This is a genomic window from Streptomyces sp. NPDC014623 (assembly GCF_043088245.1).
Taxonomy (GTDB): Bacteria; Actinomycetota; Actinomycetes; order Streptomycetales; family Streptomycetaceae; genus Streptomyces.
Map to the genome: position 1 here is coordinate 1 of NZ_JBIBZU010000001.1, position 21,760 is coordinate 21,760.

At 71.3% G+C, this 21,760-nt stretch carries 22 protein-coding genes; 12 read left to right on the top strand and 10 right to left on the bottom strand.

The features are described from left to right. Window positions 1-312 precede the first annotated feature (312 nt). Both ACF1FZ_RS00005 and ACF1FZ_RS00010 read right to left on the bottom strand, forming a co-directional pair. Window positions 313-1,638, bottom strand: a complete 1,326-nt coding sequence (locus ACF1FZ_RS00005; protein WP_391771085.1) for a DUF3152 domain-containing protein — start codon at window positions 1,636-1,638, stop codon at window positions 313-315. A gap of 8 nt (window positions 1,639-1,646) precedes the next feature. Then, a complete protein-coding gene (locus ACF1FZ_RS00010) occupies window positions 1,647-2,612 on the bottom strand; it encodes an alpha/beta fold hydrolase (RefSeq protein WP_391771086.1) in 966 nt (321 codons plus the stop codon). Window positions 2,613-2,722: 110 nt separating this feature from the next. On the opposite strand from ACF1FZ_RS00010, the gene ACF1FZ_RS00015 reads away from it, so the two are divergent. The 4 genes from ACF1FZ_RS00015 (at window position 2,723) to ACF1FZ_RS00030 (ending at window position 4,575) form a co-directional block, all read left to right on the top strand. Continuing rightward, window positions 2,723-2,938, top strand: a complete 216-nt coding sequence (locus tag ACF1FZ_RS00015) for a hypothetical protein (RefSeq protein ID WP_391771087.1) — start codon at window positions 2,723-2,725, stop codon at window positions 2,936-2,938. A 168-nt stretch (window positions 2,939-3,106) separates the two neighbouring features. Beyond that, complete coding sequence (locus ACF1FZ_RS00020) at window positions 3,107-3,748, top strand: TetR/AcrR family transcriptional regulator (protein ID WP_325751335.1); 642 nt, start codon at window positions 3,107-3,109, stop codon at window positions 3,746-3,748. 133 nt (window positions 3,749-3,881) lie between these two features. Beyond that, a complete protein-coding gene (locus tag ACF1FZ_RS00025) occupies window positions 3,882-4,109 on the top strand; it encodes a DUF3107 domain-containing protein (protein ID WP_167526138.1) in 228 nt (75 codons plus the stop codon). Window positions 4,110-4,302: 193 nt separating this feature from the next. Beyond that, window positions 4,303-4,575 carry a hypothetical protein gene (locus ACF1FZ_RS00030; RefSeq protein ID WP_391771088.1) on the top strand — a complete coding sequence of 91 codons (273 nt, stop codon included), beginning with the start codon at window positions 4,303-4,305 and terminating at the stop codon, window positions 4,573-4,575. A gap of 7 nt (window positions 4,576-4,582) precedes the next feature. On the opposite strand, the gene ACF1FZ_RS00035 is transcribed toward ACF1FZ_RS00030, so the two are convergent. Continuing rightward, complete coding sequence (locus ACF1FZ_RS00035) at window positions 4,583-5,329, bottom strand: ferritin-like fold-containing protein (RefSeq protein ID WP_391771089.1); 747 nt, start codon at window positions 5,327-5,329, stop codon at window positions 4,583-4,585. A gap of 449 nt (window positions 5,330-5,778) precedes the next feature. Between ACF1FZ_RS00035 and ACF1FZ_RS00040 the strand changes: the two genes are divergently transcribed. After that, entirely contained in the window at window positions 5,779-7,761 is a 1,983-nt protein-coding gene (locus tag ACF1FZ_RS00040; RefSeq protein ID WP_391771090.1) for a DEAD/DEAH box helicase, read from the top strand. 107 nt (window positions 7,762-7,868) lie between these two features. Continuing rightward, entirely contained in the window at window positions 7,869-8,723 is an 855-nt protein-coding gene (locus ACF1FZ_RS00045; RefSeq protein WP_391771091.1) for an alpha/beta fold hydrolase, read from the top strand. Window positions 8,724-8,785: 62 nt separating this feature from the next. On the opposite strand, the gene ACF1FZ_RS00050 is transcribed toward ACF1FZ_RS00045, so the two are convergent. Both ACF1FZ_RS00050 and ACF1FZ_RS00055 read right to left on the bottom strand, forming a co-directional pair. Then, window positions 8,786-10,909, bottom strand: coding sequence for an FG-GAP-like repeat-containing protein (locus tag ACF1FZ_RS00050; RefSeq protein ID WP_391771092.1), 2,124 nt, complete (start codon window positions 10,907-10,909; stop codon window positions 8,786-8,788). 84 nt (window positions 10,910-10,993) lie between these two features. Further along, the gene (locus ACF1FZ_RS00055) at window positions 10,994-11,905 is read right to left on the bottom strand and encodes an NYN domain-containing protein (RefSeq protein ID WP_391771093.1); all 912 of its coding nucleotides are present in this window, start codon (window positions 11,903-11,905) and stop codon (window positions 10,994-10,996) included. 210 nt (window positions 11,906-12,115) lie between these two features. On the opposite strand from ACF1FZ_RS00055, the gene ACF1FZ_RS00060 reads away from it, so the two are divergent. Then, window positions 12,116-12,268: a hypothetical protein gene (locus tag ACF1FZ_RS00060; protein WP_014154223.1), complete on the top strand. Its 153-nt coding sequence runs from the start codon at window positions 12,116-12,118 to the stop codon at window positions 12,266-12,268. A gap of 110 nt (window positions 12,269-12,378) precedes the next feature. Here ACF1FZ_RS00060 and ACF1FZ_RS00065 read toward each other — a convergent pair whose 3' ends face one another. The 3 genes from ACF1FZ_RS00065 to ACF1FZ_RS00075 form a co-directional block, all read right to left on the bottom strand. Then, entirely contained in the window at window positions 12,379-12,984 is a 606-nt protein-coding gene (locus ACF1FZ_RS00065) for a MarC family protein (protein ID WP_391771094.1), read from the bottom strand. Window positions 12,985-13,093: 109 nt separating this feature from the next. After that, the gene (locus tag ACF1FZ_RS00070) at window positions 13,094-13,960 is read right to left on the bottom strand and encodes a PHP domain-containing protein (RefSeq protein WP_391771095.1); all 867 of its coding nucleotides are present in this window, start codon (window positions 13,958-13,960) and stop codon (window positions 13,094-13,096) included. 95 nt (window positions 13,961-14,055) lie between these two features. Beyond that, the gene (locus ACF1FZ_RS00075) at window positions 14,056-14,700 is read right to left on the bottom strand and encodes a DUF6758 family protein (protein WP_391771096.1); all 645 of its coding nucleotides are present in this window, start codon (window positions 14,698-14,700) and stop codon (window positions 14,056-14,058) included. Between the two features lie 156 nt (window positions 14,701-14,856). Here ACF1FZ_RS00075 and ACF1FZ_RS00080 point away from each other — a divergent pair, with 156 nt between their 5' ends. Further along, window positions 14,857-16,089: an MFS transporter gene (locus tag ACF1FZ_RS00080; protein ID WP_391771097.1), complete on the top strand. Its 1,233-nt coding sequence runs from the start codon at window positions 14,857-14,859 to the stop codon at window positions 16,087-16,089. Between the two features lie 77 nt (window positions 16,090-16,166). On the opposite strand, the gene ACF1FZ_RS00085 is transcribed toward ACF1FZ_RS00080, so the two are convergent. Beyond that, window positions 16,167-16,751, bottom strand: a complete 585-nt coding sequence (locus ACF1FZ_RS00085; RefSeq protein ID WP_391771098.1) for a suppressor of fused domain protein — start codon at window positions 16,749-16,751, stop codon at window positions 16,167-16,169. Window positions 16,752-17,164: 413 nt separating this feature from the next. Between ACF1FZ_RS00085 and ACF1FZ_RS00090 the strand changes: the two genes are divergently transcribed. Beyond that, complete coding sequence (locus ACF1FZ_RS00090) at window positions 17,165-18,280, top strand: magnesium and cobalt transport protein CorA (RefSeq protein ID WP_391771099.1); 1,116 nt, start codon at window positions 17,165-17,167, stop codon at window positions 18,278-18,280. Between the two features lie 147 nt (window positions 18,281-18,427). Then, the gene (locus tag ACF1FZ_RS00095) at window positions 18,428-18,946 is read left to right on the top strand and encodes a hypothetical protein (protein ID WP_391771100.1); all 519 of its coding nucleotides are present in this window, start codon (window positions 18,428-18,430) and stop codon (window positions 18,944-18,946) included. A 42-nt stretch (window positions 18,947-18,988) separates the two neighbouring features. On the opposite strand, the gene ACF1FZ_RS00100 is transcribed toward ACF1FZ_RS00095, so the two are convergent. Further along, on the bottom strand, window positions 18,989-19,741 hold the full coding sequence (locus ACF1FZ_RS00100) for a hypothetical protein (RefSeq protein WP_391771101.1): 753 nt from the start codon (window positions 19,739-19,741) through the stop codon (window positions 18,989-18,991). Between the two features lie 173 nt (window positions 19,742-19,914). Between ACF1FZ_RS00100 and ACF1FZ_RS00105 the strand changes: the two genes are divergently transcribed. Then, window positions 19,915-21,189, top strand: a complete 1,275-nt coding sequence (locus tag ACF1FZ_RS00105) for a magnesium transporter MgtE N-terminal domain-containing protein (RefSeq protein WP_391771102.1) — start codon at window positions 19,915-19,917, stop codon at window positions 21,187-21,189. Next, window positions 21,179-21,739: a DUF1003 domain-containing protein gene (locus ACF1FZ_RS00110; protein ID WP_391771103.1), complete on the top strand. Its 561-nt coding sequence runs from the start codon at window positions 21,179-21,181 to the stop codon at window positions 21,737-21,739. The genes ACF1FZ_RS00105 and ACF1FZ_RS00110 overlap by 11 nt, the downstream gene beginning before the upstream one ends. The last annotated feature ends 21 nt before the right edge of the window (window positions 21,740-21,760 follow it).

Genomic DNA, 21,760 nt, shown 5'->3' on the forward strand with positions numbered 1-21,760 from the left:
CTGCATATGTTATCGCGCGTGGGCACCCCCGCGGGGCCCCGGCGACGCGCCGGGGCCCGCCGTCTGGCGTATCCCCGGGGGGGGCCCCGGCGGGGGCCCCCCCCCACCACCGGAAGGGGTGAACCGGCGTAACTTTCCCGCCCCCGTCGCGTTCTGTTGCGCCGGAAGGGCATGTGGTGACATCCGGTCAGGCCACGGCCGGCCCCGTGCGGGTCGCGCGGCGCTCCGGGCCGGTCGCGGGCTCACCGCCCGGTGCCGGCGCCCGGCGGGACACCCGTCCCGGCGTACGGACTCCGGATACCGGCGGGCGGCTCAGCTCCCCGGGTAGACCCAGGGATTGGGGCGGCACTCGACGCCGTCCAGATTCAGGGTCTTGGTCTGCTGCTGCATCACGGGCGCCAGGGAGCCCGGGGTCCGGCAGCTCGCGTGATCGTGTCCCAGCCGGTGGCCGACCTCGTGGTTGATCAGCATCTGACGGTAGGCCAGGAGCTTGTCCGCTCCGAAGGTCGAGGCGCCCTGCGCCCACCGGTAGGCGTTGATCATCACGCGGTCGGTGGCGGCCGAATCGCAGGAGACGTTGTCCTCCGTGGTGTCCAGGCCGGATTTCGCGCACCAGACGCCCGTGGTCCCCGGGCTCGCCAGGGTGATCACGAAGTCGGGTTCACCGGAGGAGATCCGCTCGAAGGTCATGGCGCCGTTGTGCGCCCAACTGCGGTCGTCGTTCAGCGTCTTCTGCACGGCCTCGGCGAACAGCCCGGAATCAAGGCCCAGCCCCTGCTCGACGTCGATCCGGTACCGGTACTTGTGCCCCTTGCCCGGCGCCTTCGCCAGCCCCGGCACCGCCTCGAACTTCCCGGACGCCTTCAGGTCCGGCGCCAGGGGAAAGGCGGTGGCCATCTTCTGCGCGTAGGACAGGGGCCCGGCCTCCTGCCGCGGCGCCCGCGGGGTCTGCCGCTCCACCGAACGGGAGGCGTCCTCGGAGCCCTGCCGGTCGACGCCCCCGGTGCGCGGACCGTCCACCGTCTTCCCGGAATCCCGCGCCACCTGCCCGGCCACCACGACCGCGAGCACCGTGGTCACCGCCGCGGCCGCGATCCCGGTGAGGGTGCGGCCCCTGCCGCCCTTCGCGCCACGCCCCTTCGCGTCGTCCGGGACACCGTCGGGTTCGCCGGGCCCCGGGGAGGCCCGGAAAGCTCCCTCGGGCGGGACCGGCGGAGCGGGACGCGAAGGCGTGGTCTCGAACGCCTCGAGGAACTCCCTGCGGGGGCCGGGTATCAGCGGGGAACCGCCGGTCCGCGGCCCGGTCGTGCGCCGCCCGGCCTCCCGCTGCGCCTCCTGCTGCCGCGCCATGGCGGCCTGCCCGGCACGGAAGAGCTCCTGGTCGCCCGGCCCCTCCGGATCCCGCCGGCTGTCGCGCCGCGGCCGCTGCGCTGCTCCCCAGCCGCCGCCGGGCTCGTGCTGTTCCGGATGCCCGCCACGCACCTGCGGGGCGTCGCGGAACGGACTGTGGCCGTCCTGGGAAGGCGGCGTGGCGGAATTCCGCCCACGCCGGCCGGTGCCGCGCTCCGCAGCGGCGCCGGCTGCGGACCCGGTTTCGTGCCGGGTGGCCTCAGGGCCCCTTCGGCTGTGTCGTCCCACGCCCCGGATCAGCTCCCGCCGCGTTCGTCGAGCAGTTCCCGGAACGCCTGGGCGACCGCTTCCGGGTACTCCATCATCGCCACGTGCCCGGCGTCGGGCAGTGTCAGCAGGCGCGAGTCGCGGAAGGCCGCGGACGCCCTGCGTGCCATCCGGTACGAGACGAGCTGGTCCCGTCCGCCGTACACCAGCAGGGTAGGTGCGAGCACCCGCTCGGCCTGGCGCCACAGCCCGTGCTGTCCTCCCAGCGTGTAGGCATCGACGATGCCTCGTGCCGAGCGTGTCATGGCGTCCCAGAAATACGGCAGTCCCAGCCGGCGCTCCATCTCGGCCACCGCGTGACGGAAGGCTTCGTCGGAGATACGTGCCGGATCGCCGTAACAGAGTGCCATGGCGCCACGGGTGCGCTGCTCCGCGGTCCAGTCCCGGGTGAGCCGGACGAACAGGGAGGCGACGCCCGGGAGTGCGAGCAGGGCGGTCGGCACTGCGGGCCGCTGGACCCGGATCTCGGGCAGGGCCGGGGAGATCAGCGTCAGGGTCCGCACCAGATCGGGCCGGGCGGCCGCGATCCGGGTGGCGACAGCGCCGCCCAAAGAGTTACCGAAAAGGTGAACGGGTCCGCGTCCGCCGGCGTCCAGCAGCCGGATGACAGCCCGGGCGTGGCCGGTGACGGAGTAGTTGCCGTCGTCCGGCGGCGGGGAGTCCCCGAAGCCGGGCAGATCGACCGCCTCGCTGTCGAGCGTGTCCGCCAGCAGCGGCATCAGGGCCGACCAGTTCTGGGAGGAGCCGCCCAGACCGTGCACGAAGAGAGCGGGAACGGGTGCCTCCGTCTCCGCCGGGCGGGAGCGGACGGCCAGGGTGAGGCCGGGCAGCGTGACGGAGCGCAGCTTCTCCCCCTCCGCGACCCGGACGGCACTGACCGTGGGTGCCACCGCGGCAGCGGCGGCGTGGATACCGGGCAGCTCGGTCGAAGACATGGGGCAATGTTACGAGACGATCACGCAATGGTTCATGTGTTCGCGGTCACAGGCCGCATAGCGCCCCCGGAGGGTTGCTCCTAGGCTGCAGGAGAAGGAAGGGAGCCATCATGACGGTCGACCCGAGCGACCCGGAGACCTTCGAGGACACGCAACCGGACGAACCGGGTCCCGAAGCGCCCGAAGCCGACACCGCAGAGCAGCAGGCCGCCGTCCGGCCGGAGCGCGACGAACCGCCCACCGGCATCGGTCACGGCATCGCGAACGAGGCGGATGCGGCGGAGCAGGCCCGAACCGTCCCGCAGGATGAGGACGATTACCGGTAGAACGCACCGCTTTGCGGCAGGGACCTGCGTATCTGTGGCTACCGCAGCCGTCCGGTCCGTGAAATTCTGCGTCCGCGCCGCGCACACCCGGGTTACTCAAAAGTACGATGGCCCCACGGCGCAGCGTTCACGGTACGGCTGTGTTCGATCACGAATTTGGGAGGCGGCGTGACAGCCATCGAGCAGACAGAGGCGGCGCGCCCGCGAGGCACCCGGCTGCCCCGCCGTGCCCGACGCAATCAGCTGCTGGGCGCCGCCCAGGAGGTCTTCGTCGCCCAGGGCTACCACGCCGCGGCGATGGACGACATCGCCGAGAGGGCCGGCGTCAGCAAGCCGGTGCTCTACCAGCACTTCCCCGGGAAGCTGGAGCTCTACCTCGCCCTGCTCGACCAGCACTGCGAGTCCCTTCTCCAGGCGGTCCGTACGGCGCTCGCCTCGACCACGGACAACAAGCTGCGCGTCGAGGCGACGATGGACGCCTACTTCGCGTACGTCGAGGACGAGGGCGGCGCCTTCCGTCTGGTCTTCGAGTCCGACCTGACCAACGAGCCGGCGGTCCGCGAGCGGGTCGACCGGGTCTCGCTGCAGTGCGCGGAGGCCATCTCGGACGTCATCGCCGGTGACACGGGCCTGTCCAAGGACGAATCGATGCTGCTCGCGGTCGGCCTCGGCGGCGTCTCCCAGGTCGTGGCGCGTTACTGGCTCTCCAGCCGCTCCGGCATTCCGCGTGACACCGCCGTGCAGCTGCTCACGTCGCTCGCCTGGCGGGGCATCGCGGGGTTCCCGCTGCACGGCACCGATCAGCACTGAGCCCTGCGGCGGGAAGCCGGTGTTCGCTGCGGGCGTTGCCGGTCGACCCGTGGTCCGTCCCTTCACCGGGCTAATGTGTGCTGCGTACGGCGCGGTTCACCGCGCAGAGACGGACCGTCGGAGGGACATAGCCGTGGAGGTCAAGATCGGGGTGCAGCACACGCCCCGCGAGATCGTTCTGGAGAGCGGGCTTTCCGCCGAAGAGGTCGAGAGCGCGGTCGGCGAGGCGCTCAACGGCAAGGCGCAGCTGCTCAGCCTCACGGACGACAAGGGCCGCAAGGTCCTGGTGCCGGCCGACCGGATCGCCTACGTGGAGATCGGCGAGCCCAGCACCCGGCGGGTGGGATTCGGCGCGCTGTAGCCCGCGCGACGCGGCAGCGGAGAGGGGGGCCCGGCGGACGATTCCGCCGGGCCCCCCTCTCCGCTGCCCCGGGTCCGCTTCCGGTCGTTGCCTCGGCGGGGTGCAAGGGAGCCGAGGAGGGTTGTGTTCCGCTGGTCACGGGTAGGACGGCCTAGGACCGACGACCTCTACGCCACAAGCGAGGTGACCCTCTGTGCTCTGGGAATCCATCAGCTCCGTCGTGCTCGGACTGGCCCTGTCCTGGGTCGCGCTCCACTACCTGCCCGGCCGGCTCCCGTCCGCCCGTGTGGTGTCCGTCACGGGCGGGCTGGGCGCCCTGTTCGGCGCGTACCTGACCCACTCGGCGCTGGACTCCGGCCATGTCCTGGCTACGCTCGCCGGCGCCGTCCTGGTCGGGACGGTGACCCTCTCCCTGCTCATCCGCACCCGCGGCAGCAGGCCGGTGCGATCGGTTACGGCCCAGTAAGGGACGGTCAGGCGGCGAGGCCGAGCGCGGCCATCCGCTTGGTGTGCGCCTCGGTGATCCGGGAGAACATCCTGCCGACCTCCGCCAGGTCGAAGCCGTCCGCCACACCGCCCACGAGCATCGTGGACAGTGCGTCGCGGTCCGCGACCACCCGCTGCGCCTGCGAGAGCGCCTCGCCCATCAGCCTGCGCGCCCACAGCGCGAGCCTGCCGCCGACCCGGGGCTCCGCCTCGATGGCGGCCCGCACCTTCTCGACCGCGAAGTTCCCGTGTCCCGTGTCGTCGAGCACGGAGAGGACGAGCGAGCGGGTGTCCGTGTCGAGGCGGGCGGCGATCTCCCGGTAGAAATCACTGGCGATGGAGTCGCCGACGTATGCCTTGACCAGGCCCTCCAGCCAGTCGGACGGGGCGGTCTGGCGGTGGAAGTCGTCCAGCGCCCTGGCGAACGGCTCCATGGCCGCGGCAGGGGTCTCCTCGATGGCCGTGAGCCGGTCCGTCAGCTGCTCGAAATGATGGAATTCGGCGGACGCCATCTTCGCCAGAGCCGCCTTGTCACCGAGTGTCGGCGCGAGTTTGGCATCCTCGGCGAGCCGCTCGAAGGCCGCGAGTTCCCCGTAGGCGAGCGCGCCGAGCAGATCCACGACCGCGGCGCGGTACTGGGGGTCGGCGGACGCGGTGACCCAGTCCTGGGCGGCGATTCCGGTCGGTGCGGGTACTTCGTCGGATGCTTCAGTGGCGTTGTCAGACGTCTCCATGGAGCGCAGAATAGCCCGCTCCGGCAGGGACGGAAGGGCCTGGCCGACGGGATACATCACACCGTTCCGATGAATTCGCCCAACACACATGCGCGAATCCGGGGTACAGTGGTATTGCGCCTACTGAGCATTTTCCTGTGCCAGGAGCGCGATCTGAATGAGGATGCCCGGTCGGTGGCCCGATCGGCTCCGACCCGACAGCCCTCCACGCGGGGCGTACACCTCGTACGACCGCAGAGGAGGGGCCCCCTCAGCGGCACGAGCGCTCGAGCGACGGCAGTGGTCCCGCGCCACCCGGCCCATCCACGGCCGGATGACCAACCCCGGCACGGTACGACCCCCAGCGTTCGCCTCGGGCCGCGTCTCACAGAAGAGGCAGCACCCTGACTACGTTCCGCGATCTCGGAATCCTGACAGAGACGGCCGAAGCCCTCGAGGCGGTCGGCATCATGTCCCCCTTCCCCATCCAGGAGATGACGCTCCCCGTGGCGCTCTCCGGCTCCGACGTCATCGGCCAGGCCAAGACCGGCACCGGCAAGACGCTCGGCTTCGGTCTTCCGCTCCTGGAGCGCGTGACCGTCCCCGCCGACGTCGAGGCCGGCCGTGCGGCTCCCGAGAAGCTGACGGACGCGCCGCAGGCCCTGATCGTCGTCCCCACCCGTGAGCTCTGCCAGCAGGTGACCAACGACCTGCTCACCGCGGGCAAGGTCCGTAACGTCCGTGTTCTCGCGATCTACGGCGGCCGGGCGTACGAGCCCCAGGTCGAGGCCCTGAAGAAGGGCGTCGACGTGGTCGTCGGCACCCCGGGCCGGCTGCTCGACCTGGCCGGCCAGCGCAAGCTCGACCTCTCGCACATCCGCGTCCTCGTCCTGGACGAGGCCGACGAGATGCTCGACCTGGGCTTCCTGCCCGACGTCGAGCGCATCATCACCATGCTGCCGCCGAAGCGCCAGACGATGCTGTTCTCGGCCACCATGCCCGGTGCCGTCATCAGCCTCGCGCGCCGCTACATGTCGCAGCCGACGCACATCAACGCCACCTCGCCCGACGACGAGGGCACGACCGTCAAGAACACGGCGCAGTTCGTCTACCGCGCCCACTCGATGGACAAGCCCGAGATGGTCTCCCGCATCCTGCAGGCCGAGGGCCGCGGACTCGCGATGATCTTCTGCCGTACGAAGCGGACGGCCGCCGACATCGCGGAGCAGCTGGAGAAGCGCGGCTTCGCGTCCGGCGCGGTCCACGGAGACCTCGGCCAGGGCGCGCGCGAGCAGGCGCTGCGCGCCTTCCGCAACGGCAAGGTGGACGTCCTCGTCTGCACCGATGTCGCCGCGCGCGGCATCGACGTCGAGGGTGTGACCCATGTCATCAACTACCAGTCGCCGGAGGACGAGAAGACCTATCTCCACCGCATCGGCCGTACCGGCCGCGCGGGCGCCAAGGGCATCGCGATCACACTGGTCGACTGGGACGACATCCCGCGCTGGCAGCTGATCAACAAGGCGCTGGACCTGAAGTTCCCGGACCCGCCCGAGACGTACTCCACCTCCCCGCACCTGTACGAGGAACTGCGCATCCCGGCCGGCACCAAGGGTGTCCTGCCGCGCGCCGAGCGGACCCGTGCAGGTCTGCGCGCGGAGGAGGTCGAGGATCTCGGCGAGACCGGCGGCCGTGGCCGCAAGTCCGTCGTCTCCGCCCCGGCTCCCCGTGAGGAGCGCCCGCCGCGCACGCCGCGTCAGCGTCGTCGCACGCGGGGTGGCAGCACTCCCGAAGAGGGCGCCGTGACCGTGCCCACGCCCGCCGCGGAGGCGGTCGCCGACGAGGCGGAGCCGCGCACCCCGCGCCGCCGTCGCCGTACCCGTGCCGCGGTCCCCGAGGCCGTGACGGAGACGGCGGTGGCCGTGGCCGAGACACCGGTCGCCGAGCCCGCACCCGTGGCCGGGACCGAGCCGGCCGCGGAGGCCAAGCCCCGCCGTCGCCGTACCCGTGCCGCGGCCACCGAGCCGGCCGCTGCGGCGGCCGTCGCGCCGGCCCCCGTCGCCGAGCCGGTCGTCGACTTCCAGACCGTGGCAGCCGCCGCACCGGCGGCGGAGCCCGTGGCCACCAGGCCGCGCCGCCGTACCCGGGTCGTGAAGCCGGCCGACGAGGTCGACTTCCAGATCGCTCCGGCCTCCGAACCCGTGACCGAGACCAGGCCGCGCCGCCGTACCCGGGCCGCCGCCAAGCCGAAGGCCGAGGTGGAGGCCGCCACCGCCGCCACCGAGGAAGCCGCGGAGACCAAGCCGCGACGTCGCCGGCCGCGCGCCACGGCCGCGGAGAAGGCGGAGACCGCCGCGGTGACCGAGGCCGCACCGGACGGCGAGGCGGCGCCCGCCAAGCCGCGCAGGCGCCGTTCCCGCGCTGCGGCGGCCTCCGAGACCGCCGAGGGCTGATCTCCGGCCGCAGACGCCCTTCGTACGGCCCCGGTCCCCGCGCTGCGGGGACCGGGGCCGTACGTCTGCCCGGGCGCGGCCGGGGCCCCGGCGATACCCTCGGCTCCATGAGCCGGCCGCCCACTTTCACCCCGCCCTCCTGTGCCCGTGCCCGCGTACTGCGCACCACGCGGGGGGACTTCGCCGTGCTGGACGCCACGCCGCCCGCCCGCGCCCACTCCACCGCGCTCCTGCTGCCCGGGTACACCGGCAGCAAGGAGGACTTCATCGCACTGCTCGAGCCCCTCGCCGCGGCCGGATTCCGCGTGCTGTCCGTCGACGGCCGAGGGCAGTACGAGACCGAGGGGACGGGCGGGCCCGGGTCCTACGCCCAGGGCGAGCTGGCCCGTGACGTGCTGGCCCAGGCCGCTGCCGTCGACGGCGCCGGGCCGGCCGGTGGCATCCATCTGCTCGGACACTCCCTGGGCGGCCAGATCGCCCGCGCGGCGGTGCTGCTGGACGCCGCGCCCTTCCGTTCCCTGACCCTGATGTCGTCCGGTCCCGCGGAGATCGACCCTGCCCAGCAGAAGAAGGCACGGCTGCTCGGTGACGCGCTGAGCCGCTGGAGCATGGCCGAGGTCTGGCAGATGATGCGGGTGATGGACCCGCCCGAGGACGCGGACACGGGCGACGGCGAGGACCTGCGCCGCCGCTGGATGCGTCACGACCCGGCGCAGCTGATCGCCACCGGTGCGCAGTTGTCGGCCGAGCCGGACCGGGTCGAGGAGCTCGCCGCGCTGTCCCTCCCCGTGCACGTGATCTCGGGCGAGCGCGACGACGTCTGGCCGGTGCCGCTGCTGGACGGCATGGCGCAGCGGCTGGGCGCCCGCCGCACTGTGATCGAGGGCGCCGAACACTCCCCCAACACGGCCCGGCCGCTGGAGACGGCCGCGGCGCTCGTGTCGTTCTGGGCCGGTCTCTGAACCGGAGGCCACCGGGGAGTCCGGTCCCGGGGCGGGTGCTCCGCCCCGGGACCGGCCTTCGGTCAGCTCACCTCGCTGAAGGACTTCCAGCCGGTGCCGATCCTGACCCCTGACCGGACACCGCCCGCGCCGTTCCCGTCGTAGCGGTACAGGTCACCGGTGGCGGTGCGGGCGACGAGGTCGTCCGTACCGTCGCCGGTGAGGTCTCCGATGCCGACGATGTCCGCCATGCCGCTCCAGCCGGTGCCGATCCTGACGCCGGACCGGACACCGCCGGTGCCGTTCCCGTCGTAGCGGTACAGGTCACCGGTGGCGGTACGGGCGAGGAGGTCGCCGGCCCCGTCCTTGTTGAGGTCACCGGCCCCCACGACCGTCAGGGACTTCCATCCCGTGCCGATCCTTCCCACCCGGGTGAGCTTCCCCGCCTCCGTTCCCGCGTACATGTACAGGTCCCCGGTCGCGACCTGGCGCGCGATCAGGTCGGGGCGCCCGTCGCCGTTGAGGTCTCCGGAGCAGGAATAGCTGTCGAAGCCGTTCCAGCCGGTGCCCAGCGGGACGGACGGCGTCGCGGGGGTGACGACGTCCCCGCAGTCAGGTGTGTGACGGTGCATCACTCCCGCGCTGTCGCGTACGAGGGTGTCGTTGCATCCGTCGGCGTCGAGGTCCCCGAACGGGGTGAGGGTGGACGTGGTGGGCCAGATACCGCCGTCGGCCTTGGCCGAGACCACGTGGGACGCGTTCCCCTTGTAGACGAGCAGTCCACCGGTGGCGGACCGCGCGTACAGGTCGGGGAAACCGTCGGCGCCGACATGGTCCCGGCGCGCGGCGGGAGGCACGGCGGGCCTCAGCCCGGTGCCCGCCGTCCACAGCTGCTCGCCCTGTGCCCAGACGGCTGTCGCGTTGCCGTCGGGGCCGACGGCGACCGCTCCTTCCGCGTAGTCGGAGGGGGCCTTGCTGAGCTTCGTGGCCGGCGTCCAGGCGCCGTCGGTGCGGGCGGCGGTGAAGAAGGACCTGCCGCTCTCCTCGTCCTGTACCCAGCCCACCTGGACGGTGCCGTCGGCGCCGATGCCCGCGTCGAACTGCTCGGGCACGTACGCGCCGGACAGCGTCCTGATCCCGGACCAGTCACCGGTCGCCGCCGAGCGGGTGGACGTACGGACGCCGTAGACGTCCTGGTAATCGACCCATACGAGGGTGACGTCACCGTCCGGCCCGACCAGGGGTTCCCTGAGCTGCGCCGAGTCCCCCACCGCGGACGTGTGGAGCGGGCCCCACCCTCCGCCGGCCGCGGGCCTGACCGCCGAGACGACGTCCGACCCCCCGTCGTCCTCCCTGTAGCGGACCCAGGCCACGGCCGTGGTGCCGTCCGGCCCCGTGGAGAGGCGGGGACCGCCCCCTTCGGCGGGTGCGGACAGTTGCGCGGGGGTGCTCCATCCGGTGGCGCCGGCGGCCTTTTCCACGACCTTGGTCGTCGTGCCTTCGGCGACGTTGTGCGCCCAGGCCACCGTGGCCGTGCCGTCCGGGGCGACCACGGCCTGCGCCGCGCCCGCATCGGAGCCGACCAGTACGGCCGGCGCCGACCACACGCCGCCGGGCCCGGAGCGCTCGGAGACCTGCAGCAGGCTGTTACGGCCTTCGCTCTTGCGCCAGACGGCCACACTCCTGCCGGAAGGGGTGCCGGCGAAGGCGACCTCGCCGATGAAGGTGTCCGTCGCGATGTCCGTCGCGGCGGGCCACGAGGCGGCACCCTTGCCGAGGGTCGCCGTGCGCAGTACGGAACTGCTCCCCTGGTTGTCGACCCACGTGACGGTGGCCGAGCCGTCCGGGGCCGTCACGAGCGTGACGCTTTCCCGCCCCGCCGGCAGGACGTCCAGCACCGTGGTGGCGCCCCACTCGGCACTCGCCGCCGGGCGGACGGCGACACTCAGTTCCAGCTGGCGGGTGACAGGGACGGTGCGGTACCAGAGGCCGACGACGCTGCCGTCCGACAGGGTCCGCACATCGATGACCTCATTGATGTCCTGTGCGCCGGTCAGCGCCGCCGGCTCGCTCCACGGGCCGGACTGTGCGGCGACCGCCGCGGGTGCGGTCGCCAGCACCGTGGCGGTCGTGGCGCCCAGGCCGACCGCTCCCAGGGCCAGCGTGGGCACCAGTGCCGCGGTGATGATTCTGTGCTTCTTCTTCAATTCGGGTCCTCCCCCTCGCACATGTGTGCGTGAGGCTAGCCGACCCGTCCTGGTACGCACTCAGCATATTCAGCGTCGGGCATGTCAGTACTGCGCCTGCAGGTGCTGCCAGAAGCCGTCGCGCAGCGCCCGGCGCAGGTGGGCGTGGCCGCGCAGCGAGTGCTGGAGGAGCCGTTCGGCCTCGACGAGCAGGTCCTGGTCGACGGAGCCCGGCAGGTAGGGGTGGCCGGGCAGCAGGTCGGCGAGAGCCTCACGGCCGCGCGAGGAGAGCCAGCCGGCGGCGATCTGTGCTCCGACGAAGCGGACGTCCTCGCGTGCGGGCGCCGGGCTGTCGTCCTCGTACATCGTGACGGAACGGCGGGTCACGTACGGACGGCAGAAGTCGAGGTCGAAGGTGCGCTGGCTGTCCACCTCCCAGAGCAGCGGCTCCGCCTGGTTACGGCCTTCGCCCGCCTCGATGCCCCAGAGATGGACGCGGGCGCCGTAGCCCTGGGCGGCTTCGACGGCCGAGACCAGGTCCTCGTCGCCGCCCACGAGTGCCGCGTCACTGATGGCGCGGTGCCGGGCGAGCGACTCCAGGTCGGTGCGGATGAGTGAGTCGACGCCCTTCTGCTGGTTGTTGCCGTTGAGGTTGCCGAGCCTGACCTTGACGTCGGGGAGTTCGGCGATGGACTGCTGCTCGGCGGTGTGGATCCGGCGCCTGGCCCCGTCGTACCAGTACACGCGCAGCAGCCTGCTGTCCGCGAAGATCGTGCGGGCCTTGTCGATGAAGGCGTCGATCAGCCCTTCCGCGTCCAGGTCGAAGGACCGGCGGTCCTCGGTGCCGGTGACGAGCAGCCCGGCGGCCGCGTAGACGTAACCCGCGTCCACGAAGATCGCGTGGGTGGAGGGGGTCTTCGACACCTCGGCGAGTACGCGCTGGAGCAGCTCGTTGGTGCGGTCCAGTTGTTCGAGGACGCCGGGCTCCTCGTCCGTCCGCGCGTCCGCGTGACTCATATGGTCCTCATCGTCTGCGCATGGCCGATTACCGGCGGGTACTTAGACATCCAAAAATTTTCCTTAGCGTAGGGAATGTTTGCGACAGGCAAGTCGTTGAACCCCTTGTGGAGCGTGAGACGCAGGCATCTCGCGCTCCCCATCCTTGCGGACGGTGAGCCCGTCCTCCCAGTAGTTCTCCAGCAGGAGGATCAGACGAAGGGAAGCCATATGCGCTTCGAGATCATGCGACTCGACGATGTCGACGGTACCGCCGTGGACAGCACCGTCGTGGACGCCGCCTCCGTCAACCGGATCGTGCAGCAGGCCGCGGCGATGGGCCAGCGCATCTACATCCGGCCGGCCGACACGTCGGCTTCGTGACACCTTGCTCTGCTTCGAGTCGCTGATGTCGAGCGGATGACGGACTGAAGACGACGCGCCCCCGCACGGACGATCCGTGCGGGGGCGCCGTGGTGTCCGGGCCGCCGGAGTCAGGAGCCCTGGATGACCTGGGTGACACCGTTGATGATCTGCTGCACGGCGATGGCCGACAGCATCATTCCGGCGAGCCGGGTCACCAGGACCACGCCGCCGTCCTTGATCACGCGGATGATCAGCAGCGAATACCGCATGGCCAGCCAGAGCACGAGATGCATCGCGACGATCGCCGCCCAGACCGAGATCTGCCCGGTGGCCCCGTCGGCGTCCTGCACCGCGAGGATCACCGAGACGATCGCGCCGGGTCCGGCGAGCAGCGGCATGCCGAGCGGCACGAGGGCCACATTGACGTCCTTGGTCTGCGTCGGCTCGTCCGTCTTTCCGGTGAGCAGGTCCAGCGCGATGAGCAGCAGGAGGAGTCCGCCCGCGATCATGAGGGCGGGGACGGAGACGTGCAGGTAGTCGAGGATCTGCTGGCCGAGCAGACCGAAGACGGCGATCACGCCGAAGGCGACCGCGACGGCCTGCAGAGCCATCCTGCGCTGCACCTTGGCGGGGCGGCCTGCGGTGAGGGCCAGGAAGATCGGGGTGATTCCGGGCGGATCCATAATCACAAAAAGGGTGAGAAAAAGGGATCCGAAGACAGCGATGTCGAACACGGTGAGCCTTGCGAGAGAAGAGCGGGCCGAACAGGAGGGTTCGTGCGTCCGCGCGTCACGAGGACGCCCGGACACACGGGGGCGGAGAAGAGGGAGGAAGGTGCCCCGGTTACGCGGGGAGCGGTCCACCGGCGCCCGGCACGGGGAAGGCCCCCGTGGCGCGCCGGGTGATCTCACCGTAGATCTCGGGGTCGGTGGTGTACTCCCCGAGCCGGACGGTCTTGCGCGAGCCGTGGTAGTCGCTGGACCCGGTGGGGAGCAGTCCGAGGTCCGCGGCGAGCCCTCGCAGCCGGTCCCTGGTGGGGGCGTCGTGGTCCATGTGGTCCACCTCGATGCCGTCGAGACCGGCGGCGGCCAGCCTCACGATCACGGCTTCGGGGACGACCTCGCCGCGCTTGACGGCGAGCGGATGGGCGAAGACGGTCACGCCGCCCGCAGCCTTGACCAGCCGGATCGCGTCGAACGGGTCGAGCTCGTGCTTGTCGGCGTACGCACGTCCGCCGTTCCCGAGCCAGGCCGAGGTGAAGGCGTCGGAGACCGAGTCGACGACACCGAGTTCCACGAGCGCGGTGGCGACGTGCGGTCGACCGACCGAGCCGTTACCGGCGATCCGCGCGACCTGCTCCCAGGTGACCGGGACGCCGAGCTCCTGGAGCCTTCGCACCATGGCCTGTGCCCGTGGTACCCGGTCGTCCCGCACGAGCTCACGCTCACGGGCCAGTTCGGGCTCGGCCGGGTCGAAGAGGTAGGCCAGCATGTGAAGGCCGATGCCGTCGACGCGGCAGGAGAGTTCGGCACCCGTGACGAGCGTGAGGCCCTCGGGGAGGGCGGCTGCCGCTTCCGCATGGCCGCCGACCGTGTCGTGGTCGGTCAGGGCGACGACGTCGAGACCCGCGGCAGCGGCGTTGGCCACCAGTTCGGCGGGGGTGTCCGTGCCGTCCGAAGCGGTGGAGTGGGTGTGCAGATCGATGCGCACGACGCGTACTCCAGGGCTGGCGGGCGGACAGGGACGGTCAAGGATAACCGCCGGGCGTCACCCGTACGGCCCCCGGCCGCAGCACCGCCACGGGATCACGGCGGTGTGAGCAGCCGGGGGCTGAGCGCTCCGCACGGCAGCAGATCCACTTCCCCGCCGGCGTCGCGCAGGTCGGTCAGTACCAGCTCGTCGTACATGAGGAGTCCGGACTGTTCGGGCCAGATGACCGCCCACAGCCACAGGCCCCGTGCCTCACCCGCGAAGACCGCCCGGTCGGCGGGGGCGTCCGGGACGTGCCAGAGCGCGGTGGGGCGTCCCGCCGCGAGCACCTTGGCGTCCGGGGCCGCGTCGAGGCGCAGGCAGGAGCCGGGGTCCAGGCCGTCGATGCCGGCGTAGCGGGCGCCGAGCCCGACGCCGAGCTCCTCGGCGACGAGCAGCATCTCACCCATCCCCCCGAGCGGCCCGGGGCCCGAGCACGCGACAGCGGTGGCCCGGCCGCCGCTGCGGTCGTCGCCCGCGTACGCCGCGCCCGTGAACAGCCAGCCCACCGGAAGCGGCCAGGGCATCCACACCGGCACCTGCGCCCGGTGCACCACCACGCCCAGCGCCTCGACGCCGGGTGGGACCACCGGCTGCATCGGGTGCACCTGCCCGTGCGCGGAGCACTGCCAGGCGTCGGAGAAAAGCCCGGGCGCCCTGACCCGGCCACCGCATTTCGGGCAACTGGGTTCGCCCCTCATAACGCCCAACGGTCCTCTCCGTCCGTCGTCACGTCAAGGACGATCACCCGTCCGCAGCGGGGCTCCCGCCGGCAAAGATAGATGTAATTTGCATTCATTAGAATGTCTAACTTATTCTGTGCATAACACAACGACCTAGTGGAGAGCGAGAGAACCATGCGGGGAGAGGATCCGTTCGACGAAGGGGCGACCAGCATCCTGCGTCAGCCGAGGGCCGTCTGGGCCACGGCCGGCGCCTCGGTCGTGGCCTTCATGGGGATCGGCCTGGTGGACCCGATCCTGCCGTCCATCGCCAAGGGACTCGAGGCCACGCCCAGCCAGGTGTCCCTGCTGTTCACCTCGTACTTCCTGATCACCGCGGTGGCGATGCTAGTGACCGGCTTCATCTCCAGCCGCATCGGGGGACGCAGGACCCTGCTGGCCGGCCTGGCGCTGGTCGTGGTCTTCGCCGCACTCTCCGGCACCTCCTCGTCCGTCGCCGGGCTGGTCGGATTCCGGGCGGGCTGGGGCCTGGGCAACGCCCTGTTCGTGTCCACCGCCCTCGCCGTGATCGTCGGCGCCGCGGCCGGCGGCAGCGCGGCGGCGATCCTGCTGTACGAGTCGGCGCTCGGCCTCGGCATGGCGTGCGGGCCGCTGGTCGGCGCCCTGCTGGGCGACGCCAGCTGGCGCTACCCCTTCTTCGGCACCGCCGCCCTCATGGCCGTCGGCTTCCTCTGCATCGCGGCCTTCCTCGAGGAGCAGCCCAGGCCGGCCCGGAAGACCTCACTGCTCGACCCCCTCAAGGCGCTCGGCCACGGCGGGCTGGCCTCGGTCGCCACGTCGGCGTTCTTCTACAACTACGCGTTCTTCACGGTCCTGGCCTTCACACCGTTCGTGCTGAACATGTCGCCCTACAGGTCGGGAGCGGTCTTCTTCGCCTGGGGCCTGCTGCTCGCCGTGTTCTCGGTGCTCGTCGCACCGCGCCTGCAGCGGCGGTTCGGTTCGCTGAAGGTGGTCGGCGGCTCCCTGGTGCTGTTCGCCGCGGACCTGGTGGTCCTCGGATACGGCAACCACACGACGGCCATCGTCTGCACCGTCGTCTCGGGCGCCTTCATCGGCATGAACAACACCGTCTACACCGAGCTGGCCCTCGGCGTCTCCGACGCGCCCCGCCCGGTGGCGAGCGCCGGTTACAACTTCGTCCGCTGGTTCGCCGCGGCAGCGGCGCCCTACCTCGCTCCGAAGATCGAGGAGTGGAGCGACGTCCACGTCCCGTTCGTGGCCGCCGCCGTCGCGGCCCTCGTCGGCGCGGTGGTCATCGGGGCCAGGCGCGCCGCGCTGACCCACGAGGCGGAAGAGCTGAAGCCGCGTCACGCCACGGAGGACGGCGCCGCCGTCCTCACCGGCTGACCCGCCGGCCTCCCGCGCCGGCCCCGCCCACGGCTCCCCCTCCCGGCCGCGCGGCGAGGCTCCCCGGGTCCGGGGTCTCAGTCAAGAGGTACGGACGCGCGCAGCGGGTCCCGCAGATCCGTCCCCTGCGAGAGCCAGCGCTCCTGGAGCTCCTGCGCGCCCCTGACCCGCTTCCAGGCCGCTTCGTTGTGCGTCATCGGCAACAGCGGCAGGAAGCGCACCGGGTCCATCGGGGCGTCCAGTTCCAGGTCCTCGACGAGGCCGCCCGGCTCGGCGACCAGGACGGAGCTGAAGGGGGCCCCGGTCCACAACGGCTGCCCGAGGTCCAGCGACGCCCCGGGGGCCACGATCAGCCCCTCGACCTGCGGGGAGGCCGCGAGTACCGCGAGGGGCCGCAGCACCTGGTCGGTGTCGGCGAGACCCACCCGTACGGACAGGACCAGTTCGGCGCGCGGGCCCTTCACGGGGTCGGCGAGCGGTGAGGTCGGATCGGCCATCGGCTGGGCGGACATGCCGAGGGTGGCGTAGCGCACCACGTCACCGTCGACGAAACGGAGCACCTCGATGCGGTCCGTGCCGAGGAACGTCACCTCGGCGCGTGCGTCCGGGTCCCCCAGCGCCGTGCGGAGCCGGGATTCGACCAGATCAAGAATTTCTCCCATGCCGCGAGCATAGAACGCGTAAGGGATGGGAAGAGAAAGGGATTGGCTCCTCACTCGGCTGATAGCCTGAGGCGTCGGTCGGGACAGCACGCGGAGCGCGCTCTCAGTCCCGGCAACACGTGATCCCCCACGGGGGACCGGCCGGAGGAGGTGGGGCTGCGGTGGATCCAAGTCGACCGTGCAGTACCGACCGCTCTTCCGCACGACGCCTTTCTTCTGTGCTCTGACGCCCTTCCGGGCCGTCATCACGGCAGTTCGCGCAGCGGAAGAGCCCCGCGTTTTTGCCTGTCTGTAGCGAACGCCGCCGTCATCGTGCCCGCGCGGTGCCGCCCGCTTTGCGGACGTGAGCGCACGTCCTCGTTCCGGGCTGTTCCACGTGCCCGCCGACGGCCCTCCGTGAAGAGGAGCCAGCCTTGTCGATGATCCGTGACCTGCGCGCCGCCGTGCGCCCGTCCCTGCGCAAGAGCAACACCCCGTACAACAGCTACGACGCCACCCGTGACCCGTCCGCCTCCAGCGCCGTCGTCGACTGCGCGGTCTACCGGGACGGGCGCCGGCTCACCGAGGCCTCCTGCCTGACCCCGCGCGAGGCGATGCTGCGCGTACGGGAGGAGGGCGGCTTCGCCTGGATCGGTCTGCACGAGCCGACCGAGGAGGAATTCTCCGGCATCGCCCGGGAGTTCGGGCTCCACCCGCTCGCCGTCGAGGACGCGGTCCACGCCCATCAGCGCCCCAAGCTCGAGCGGTACGACGACACGCTCTTCACCGTCTTCAAGACGATCCACTACGTCGAGCACGCCGAACTGACCGCGACCAGCGAGGTCGTGGAGACCGGTGAGGTGATGTGCTTCACCGGCCGGGACTTCGTGATCACGGTCCGGCACGGCGGGCAGGGCTCGCTGCGCGCCCTGCGCCACCGTCTCCAGGAGGATCCGGAACTGCTCGCCAAGGGCCCGTCCGCGGTGCTGCACTCCATCGCCGACCATGTCGTCGACGGGTACATCGCGGTCGCCGCCTCGGTGCAGGACGACATCGACGAGGTGGAGATCGATGTCTTCTCCACCCCCGCCAAGGGAAGTCCACGAGGCTCGGACGCGGGCCGGATCTACCAGCTGAAGCGTGAGGTGCTGGAGTTCAAGCGCGCCGTGTCACCGCTGCTGCGGCCCATGCAGCTGCTGAGCGAGCGCCCGATGCGGCTGATCGACCCGGACATCCAGAAGTACTTCCGGGATGTCGCCGACCACCTGTCCCGGGTGCACGAAGAGGTCATCGGCTTCGACGAGCTGCTCAATTCGATCCTCCAGGCCAATCTGGCGCAGGCCACCGTGACGCAGAACGAGGACATGCGCAAGATCACGTCCTGGGCGGCCATCATCGCCGTGCCGACGATGATCTGCGGCGTCTACGGCATGAACTTCGACCACATGCCCGAACTGGAGTGGACGTACGGCTATCCGATGGTGCTGGCGCTCATCGGTGTCGTCTGTTTCTCCATCCACCGCATGCTCAAGCGCAACGGCTGGCTCTAGGACCTCCCGTTCGGATCACGCCGGGCTCGCGGAACCCGGCACGCACATCTGCGGCGTCGCCTCGGTCCTCCGTCTTGCGTCTGCACGCACCGGACCCCGCTCCCTGATCCGGCCTGCTCCGGACGAAAGACCCAATAGAGTTCGGGCATGACTGCTGCTGACGTGTTGCTTGCCCGGGCTCTCGTCGAGGAGGCCACCAAGAAGTCCGGCCTGATCTGGGTGCGGGGGACCGGGCCGTCCCGGGCGCTGTGGCACGTGTGGCACGAGGGCGCGGCCGTGCTCGTCGGGGACGGCCCCGGGGAGCAGCCGCTGCCGGCGGGACTGGACACCGGTGCGGTCGCCGAGGTGACCGTACGCAGCAAGGACAAGGGCGGCAGGATCGTGGCCTGGACCGCCGCGGTCACGGTGCTGGAACCGCGTTCGGAGGAATGGGAGGCGGCGGTCGGGGAGCTCAAGGGCAAGCGGCTCAACGCCCCGGACGCCGAACGGATGACGGAGCGCTGGGCACGCGAATGCCGGGTCGTGCGCCTGACACCCGGCGACTCCCGCACCGACCTGCCGGACTCCTCGCAGGCCGCTCGGCCGCTGCCCACCGGGGCGACCACGCGGCGCGCGGCGCCCGCGGCGCTCCCCCGGCTGCTGTTGAAGCGCCGCGGTAAGCGCTGACCGGCTTCGCCGGCGGAGGGCCCGGACAGCCGGCCGGCCCCGTCAGCCGGAGGACCTGGGGAGCTCGCCGCCGTAGTCGACGGTCTCGTCCTCGGCCGGCGCCTCCAGCGGGAAGGCCTCGCCCCAGTCGGCGAGGGTGACGGTGCCGCCGCCGCCGCCGCGGGCCATGCGCAGGGGATACGGAGTGCCCTTGAGGGAGACGTCCAGTGCGCCCCCCTCACCCTTTCCGCCCATGATCTGCACGGTGCGTACCCCGCCGATCGTGGCCCGGTCACCCTTGTTGATCTTCCCGTGCAGTGCGAGCACCCCGTCGAGGAGCGTCTTCTTCTCCGTGAAGACGCGCATCTGCTGGTAGGTGGGGTCGTCCTCGGGGACCTTCACGTACTTGCCGCCCAGCTTGTCCGCCGCCTGGTCGCTCTCGTCGCCGCCCCTCTCGTCCTTCCAGAAGGCCGCGTCCGCTTTGAGGAAGAGCTCGTCACCGATGCGCAGCAGCGCGAAGGTGTTCTGCTTCGAGGTGACCGACCCCGTGCCGCCGTTGCCGCTGAGCTGCATGTTCAGGGTGTACGTACCGCCCTTGCCGACCAGTTTGCCCGTGAGCCGCACCGCGTCGGCGGCATCGGCGGCGGCCCGTGCCTTCCTGTCGATCTGCGCGGCCGTCAGCTTGCCGACGCCGTTGGTCCCCTTGTCCGGGTCCTCTCCGGCACAGGCCGTGAGCGCGACGGTCAGACCCGCGCAGAGCACCACGGCGGAAGCGGTCCGGCGACGGGCCCGGACGGCCGGGGCGGAAGAGGTCACAGGCGCACTGCCTCTCGTCTGTGTGTCGGGGGTTCGCAGACGGCAGCGTACCTGTGCCGCGCACCCCGTTCGACAGAGCGCCGTGCGGACGGTCCGCCCGGGCGTCGCCCACCGGCACGGGCTAGCCTGATCACGGCGAACGAGGACGCGAGGAGCAGAGGGAGGCGCACAGGATGGCGGCAGTCACTCCCAGGGTCTTCGTCTCGCACCTCTCCGGCGTACCGGTCTTCGACCCGAACGGCGATCAGGTCGGCCGGGTCCGCGATTTCGTGGCGATGCTCCGGGTCGGCGGCAAACCGCCACGACTGCTCGGCATGGTCGTCGAGGTCGTGAGCCGCAGGCGCATCTTCCTGCCGATGACCCGGGTCACGGGGGTGGAGTCGGGGCAGGTCATCACCACGGGCGTGGTCAACATGCGGCGCTTCGAGCAGCGTCCGACCGAGCGACTCGTCCTCGGTGAGTTCCTTGACCGCCGGGTGCGTCTGGTGGAGACGGACGAGGAGGTGACGGTCCTCGACGTCGCCATCCAGCAGCTCCCGGCCCGCCGCGACTGGGAGATCGACAAGTTCTTCGTGCGCAAGGGGCGCGGCGGAGCCCTGCGCCGCAAGGGCGAGACGCTGACCGTGGAGTGGTCGGCGATCAGCGGCTTCTCGCTGGAGGAGCACGGGCAGGGTGCCGAGAGTCTGGTGGCGACCTTCGAGCGGCTGCGCCCGACCGATGTGGCCAACGCGCTGCACCACCTGACGCCCAAGCGCCGGGCGGAGGTCGCCGCGGCCCTGGACGACGACCGGCTCGCGGACGTCCTGGAGGAGCTTCCCGGTGACGACCAGGTGGAGATCCTCGGCAAGCTGAAGGAGGACCGCGCCGCCGACGTCCTGGAGGCGATGGACCCGGACGACGCGGCCGACCTGCTCTCGGAGCTGCCGGAGGCGGACAAGGAACGGCTGCTGGCCCTGATGCGGCCGGACGACGCGGCCGACGTGCGCCGCCTGCTGTCGTACGAGGAGCGGACCGCCGGTGGTCTCATGACGACCGAGCCGATCATCCTGCGGCCCGACGCCACGGTCGCGGACGCGCTGGCCAGGGTCCGCCAGCAGGATCTGTCGCCCGCGCTGGCCGCTCAGGTGTACGTCTGCCGGTCACCGGACGAGACCCCCACCGGCAGATACCTGGGCACCGTGCACTTCCAGCGGCTGCTGCGGGACCCGCCGTTCACCCTGGTCAGCTCGATCGTCGACAGCGATCTCGTCCCGCTGACGCCGGACACGCCTCTGCCCGCCGTGACCAGCTATCTGGCCGCGTACAACATGGTCTCGGTGCCCGTGGTGGACGAGAGCGGGTCGCTGCTGGGCGCGGTGACCGTCGACGACGTGCTGGACCACCTCCTGCCCGAGGACTGGCGCGAGACGGACTTCCAGGGCGAGGAGGAGGTCTCCGGTGACCGCTGAGGACCGTACGAGGGCTGGGTCGGCCGGCGCCTCGGGCCTCGTGCGCCCGCCGCGGCCACGGCTCGACCAGCCCAGGGCACCGCGGCGCCGGCTGCTGCCCGAGTACGACCCCGAGGCGTTCGGCCGGTTCTCCGAGCGCATCGCCCGTTTCCTGGGCACCGGGCGGTTCATCGTCTGGATGACGCTGATCATCATCCTGTGGGTGGTGTGGAACATCTTCGCGCCGCAGAACCTGCGTTTCGACGAGTACCCGTTCATCTTCCTGACCCTGATGCTTTCGCTCCAGGCCTCCTACGCGGCCCCCCTGATCCTGCTCGCGCAGAACCGGCAGGACGACCGCGACCGGGTCACCCACGAGCAGGACCGCAAGCAGAACGAGCGCTCGATCGCGGACACCGAGTACCTCAGCCGGGAGATCGCCGCGCTCCGGATGGGTCTCGGCGAGGTCGCCACCCGGGACTGGATCCGCTCGGAGCTGGAGGCCATGGTGAAGGACATGGAGGAGCGCCGGCTCCTCCCTCACGCCGAGAGTGACGAAGGCGACCGCTGAGGCGCCACCCGCGCGTAGCCC

Bases quoted from the DNA above. Each gene is read 5' to 3' on its own strand.
- ACF1FZ_RS00080 (WP_391771097.1), top strand. From the start codon at position 14,857: ATGCGGGGAGAGGATCCGTTCGACGAAGGGGCGACCAGCATCCTGCGT.
- ACF1FZ_RS00035 (WP_391771089.1), bottom strand. From the start codon at position 5,329: ATGGAGACGTCTGACAACGCCACTGAAGCATCCGACGAAGTACCCGCA.
- ACF1FZ_RS00085 (WP_391771098.1), bottom strand. From the start codon at position 16,751: ATGGGAGAAATTCTTGATCTGGTCGAATCCCGGCTCCGCACGGCGCTG.
- ACF1FZ_RS00015 (WP_391771087.1), top strand. From the start codon at position 2,723: ATGACGGTCGACCCGAGCGACCCGGAGACCTTCGAGGACACGCAACCG.
- ACF1FZ_RS00055 (WP_391771093.1), bottom strand. From the start codon at position 11,905: ATGAGTCACGCGGACGCGCGGACGGACGAGGAGCCCGGCGTCCTCGAA.
- ACF1FZ_RS00075 (WP_391771096.1), bottom strand. From the start codon at position 14,700: ATGAGGGGCGAACCCAGTTGCCCGAAATGCGGTGGCCGGGTCAGGGCG.
- ACF1FZ_RS00045 (WP_391771091.1), top strand. From the start codon at position 7,869: ATGAGCCGGCCGCCCACTTTCACCCCGCCCTCCTGTGCCCGTGCCCGC.
- ACF1FZ_RS00105 (WP_391771102.1), top strand. From the start codon at position 19,915: ATGGCGGCAGTCACTCCCAGGGTCTTCGTCTCGCACCTCTCCGGCGTA.
- ACF1FZ_RS00010 (WP_391771086.1), bottom strand. From the start codon at position 2,612: ATGTCTTCGACCGAGCTGCCCGGTATCCACGCCGCCGCTGCCGCGGTG.
- ACF1FZ_RS00040 (WP_391771090.1), top strand. From the start codon at position 5,779: ATGTCCCCCTTCCCCATCCAGGAGATGACGCTCCCCGTGGCGCTCTCC.
- ACF1FZ_RS00060 (WP_014154223.1), top strand. From the start codon at position 12,116: ATGCGCTTCGAGATCATGCGACTCGACGATGTCGACGGTACCGCCGTG.
- ACF1FZ_RS00095 (WP_391771100.1), top strand. From the start codon at position 18,428: ATGACTGCTGCTGACGTGTTGCTTGCCCGGGCTCTCGTCGAGGAGGCC.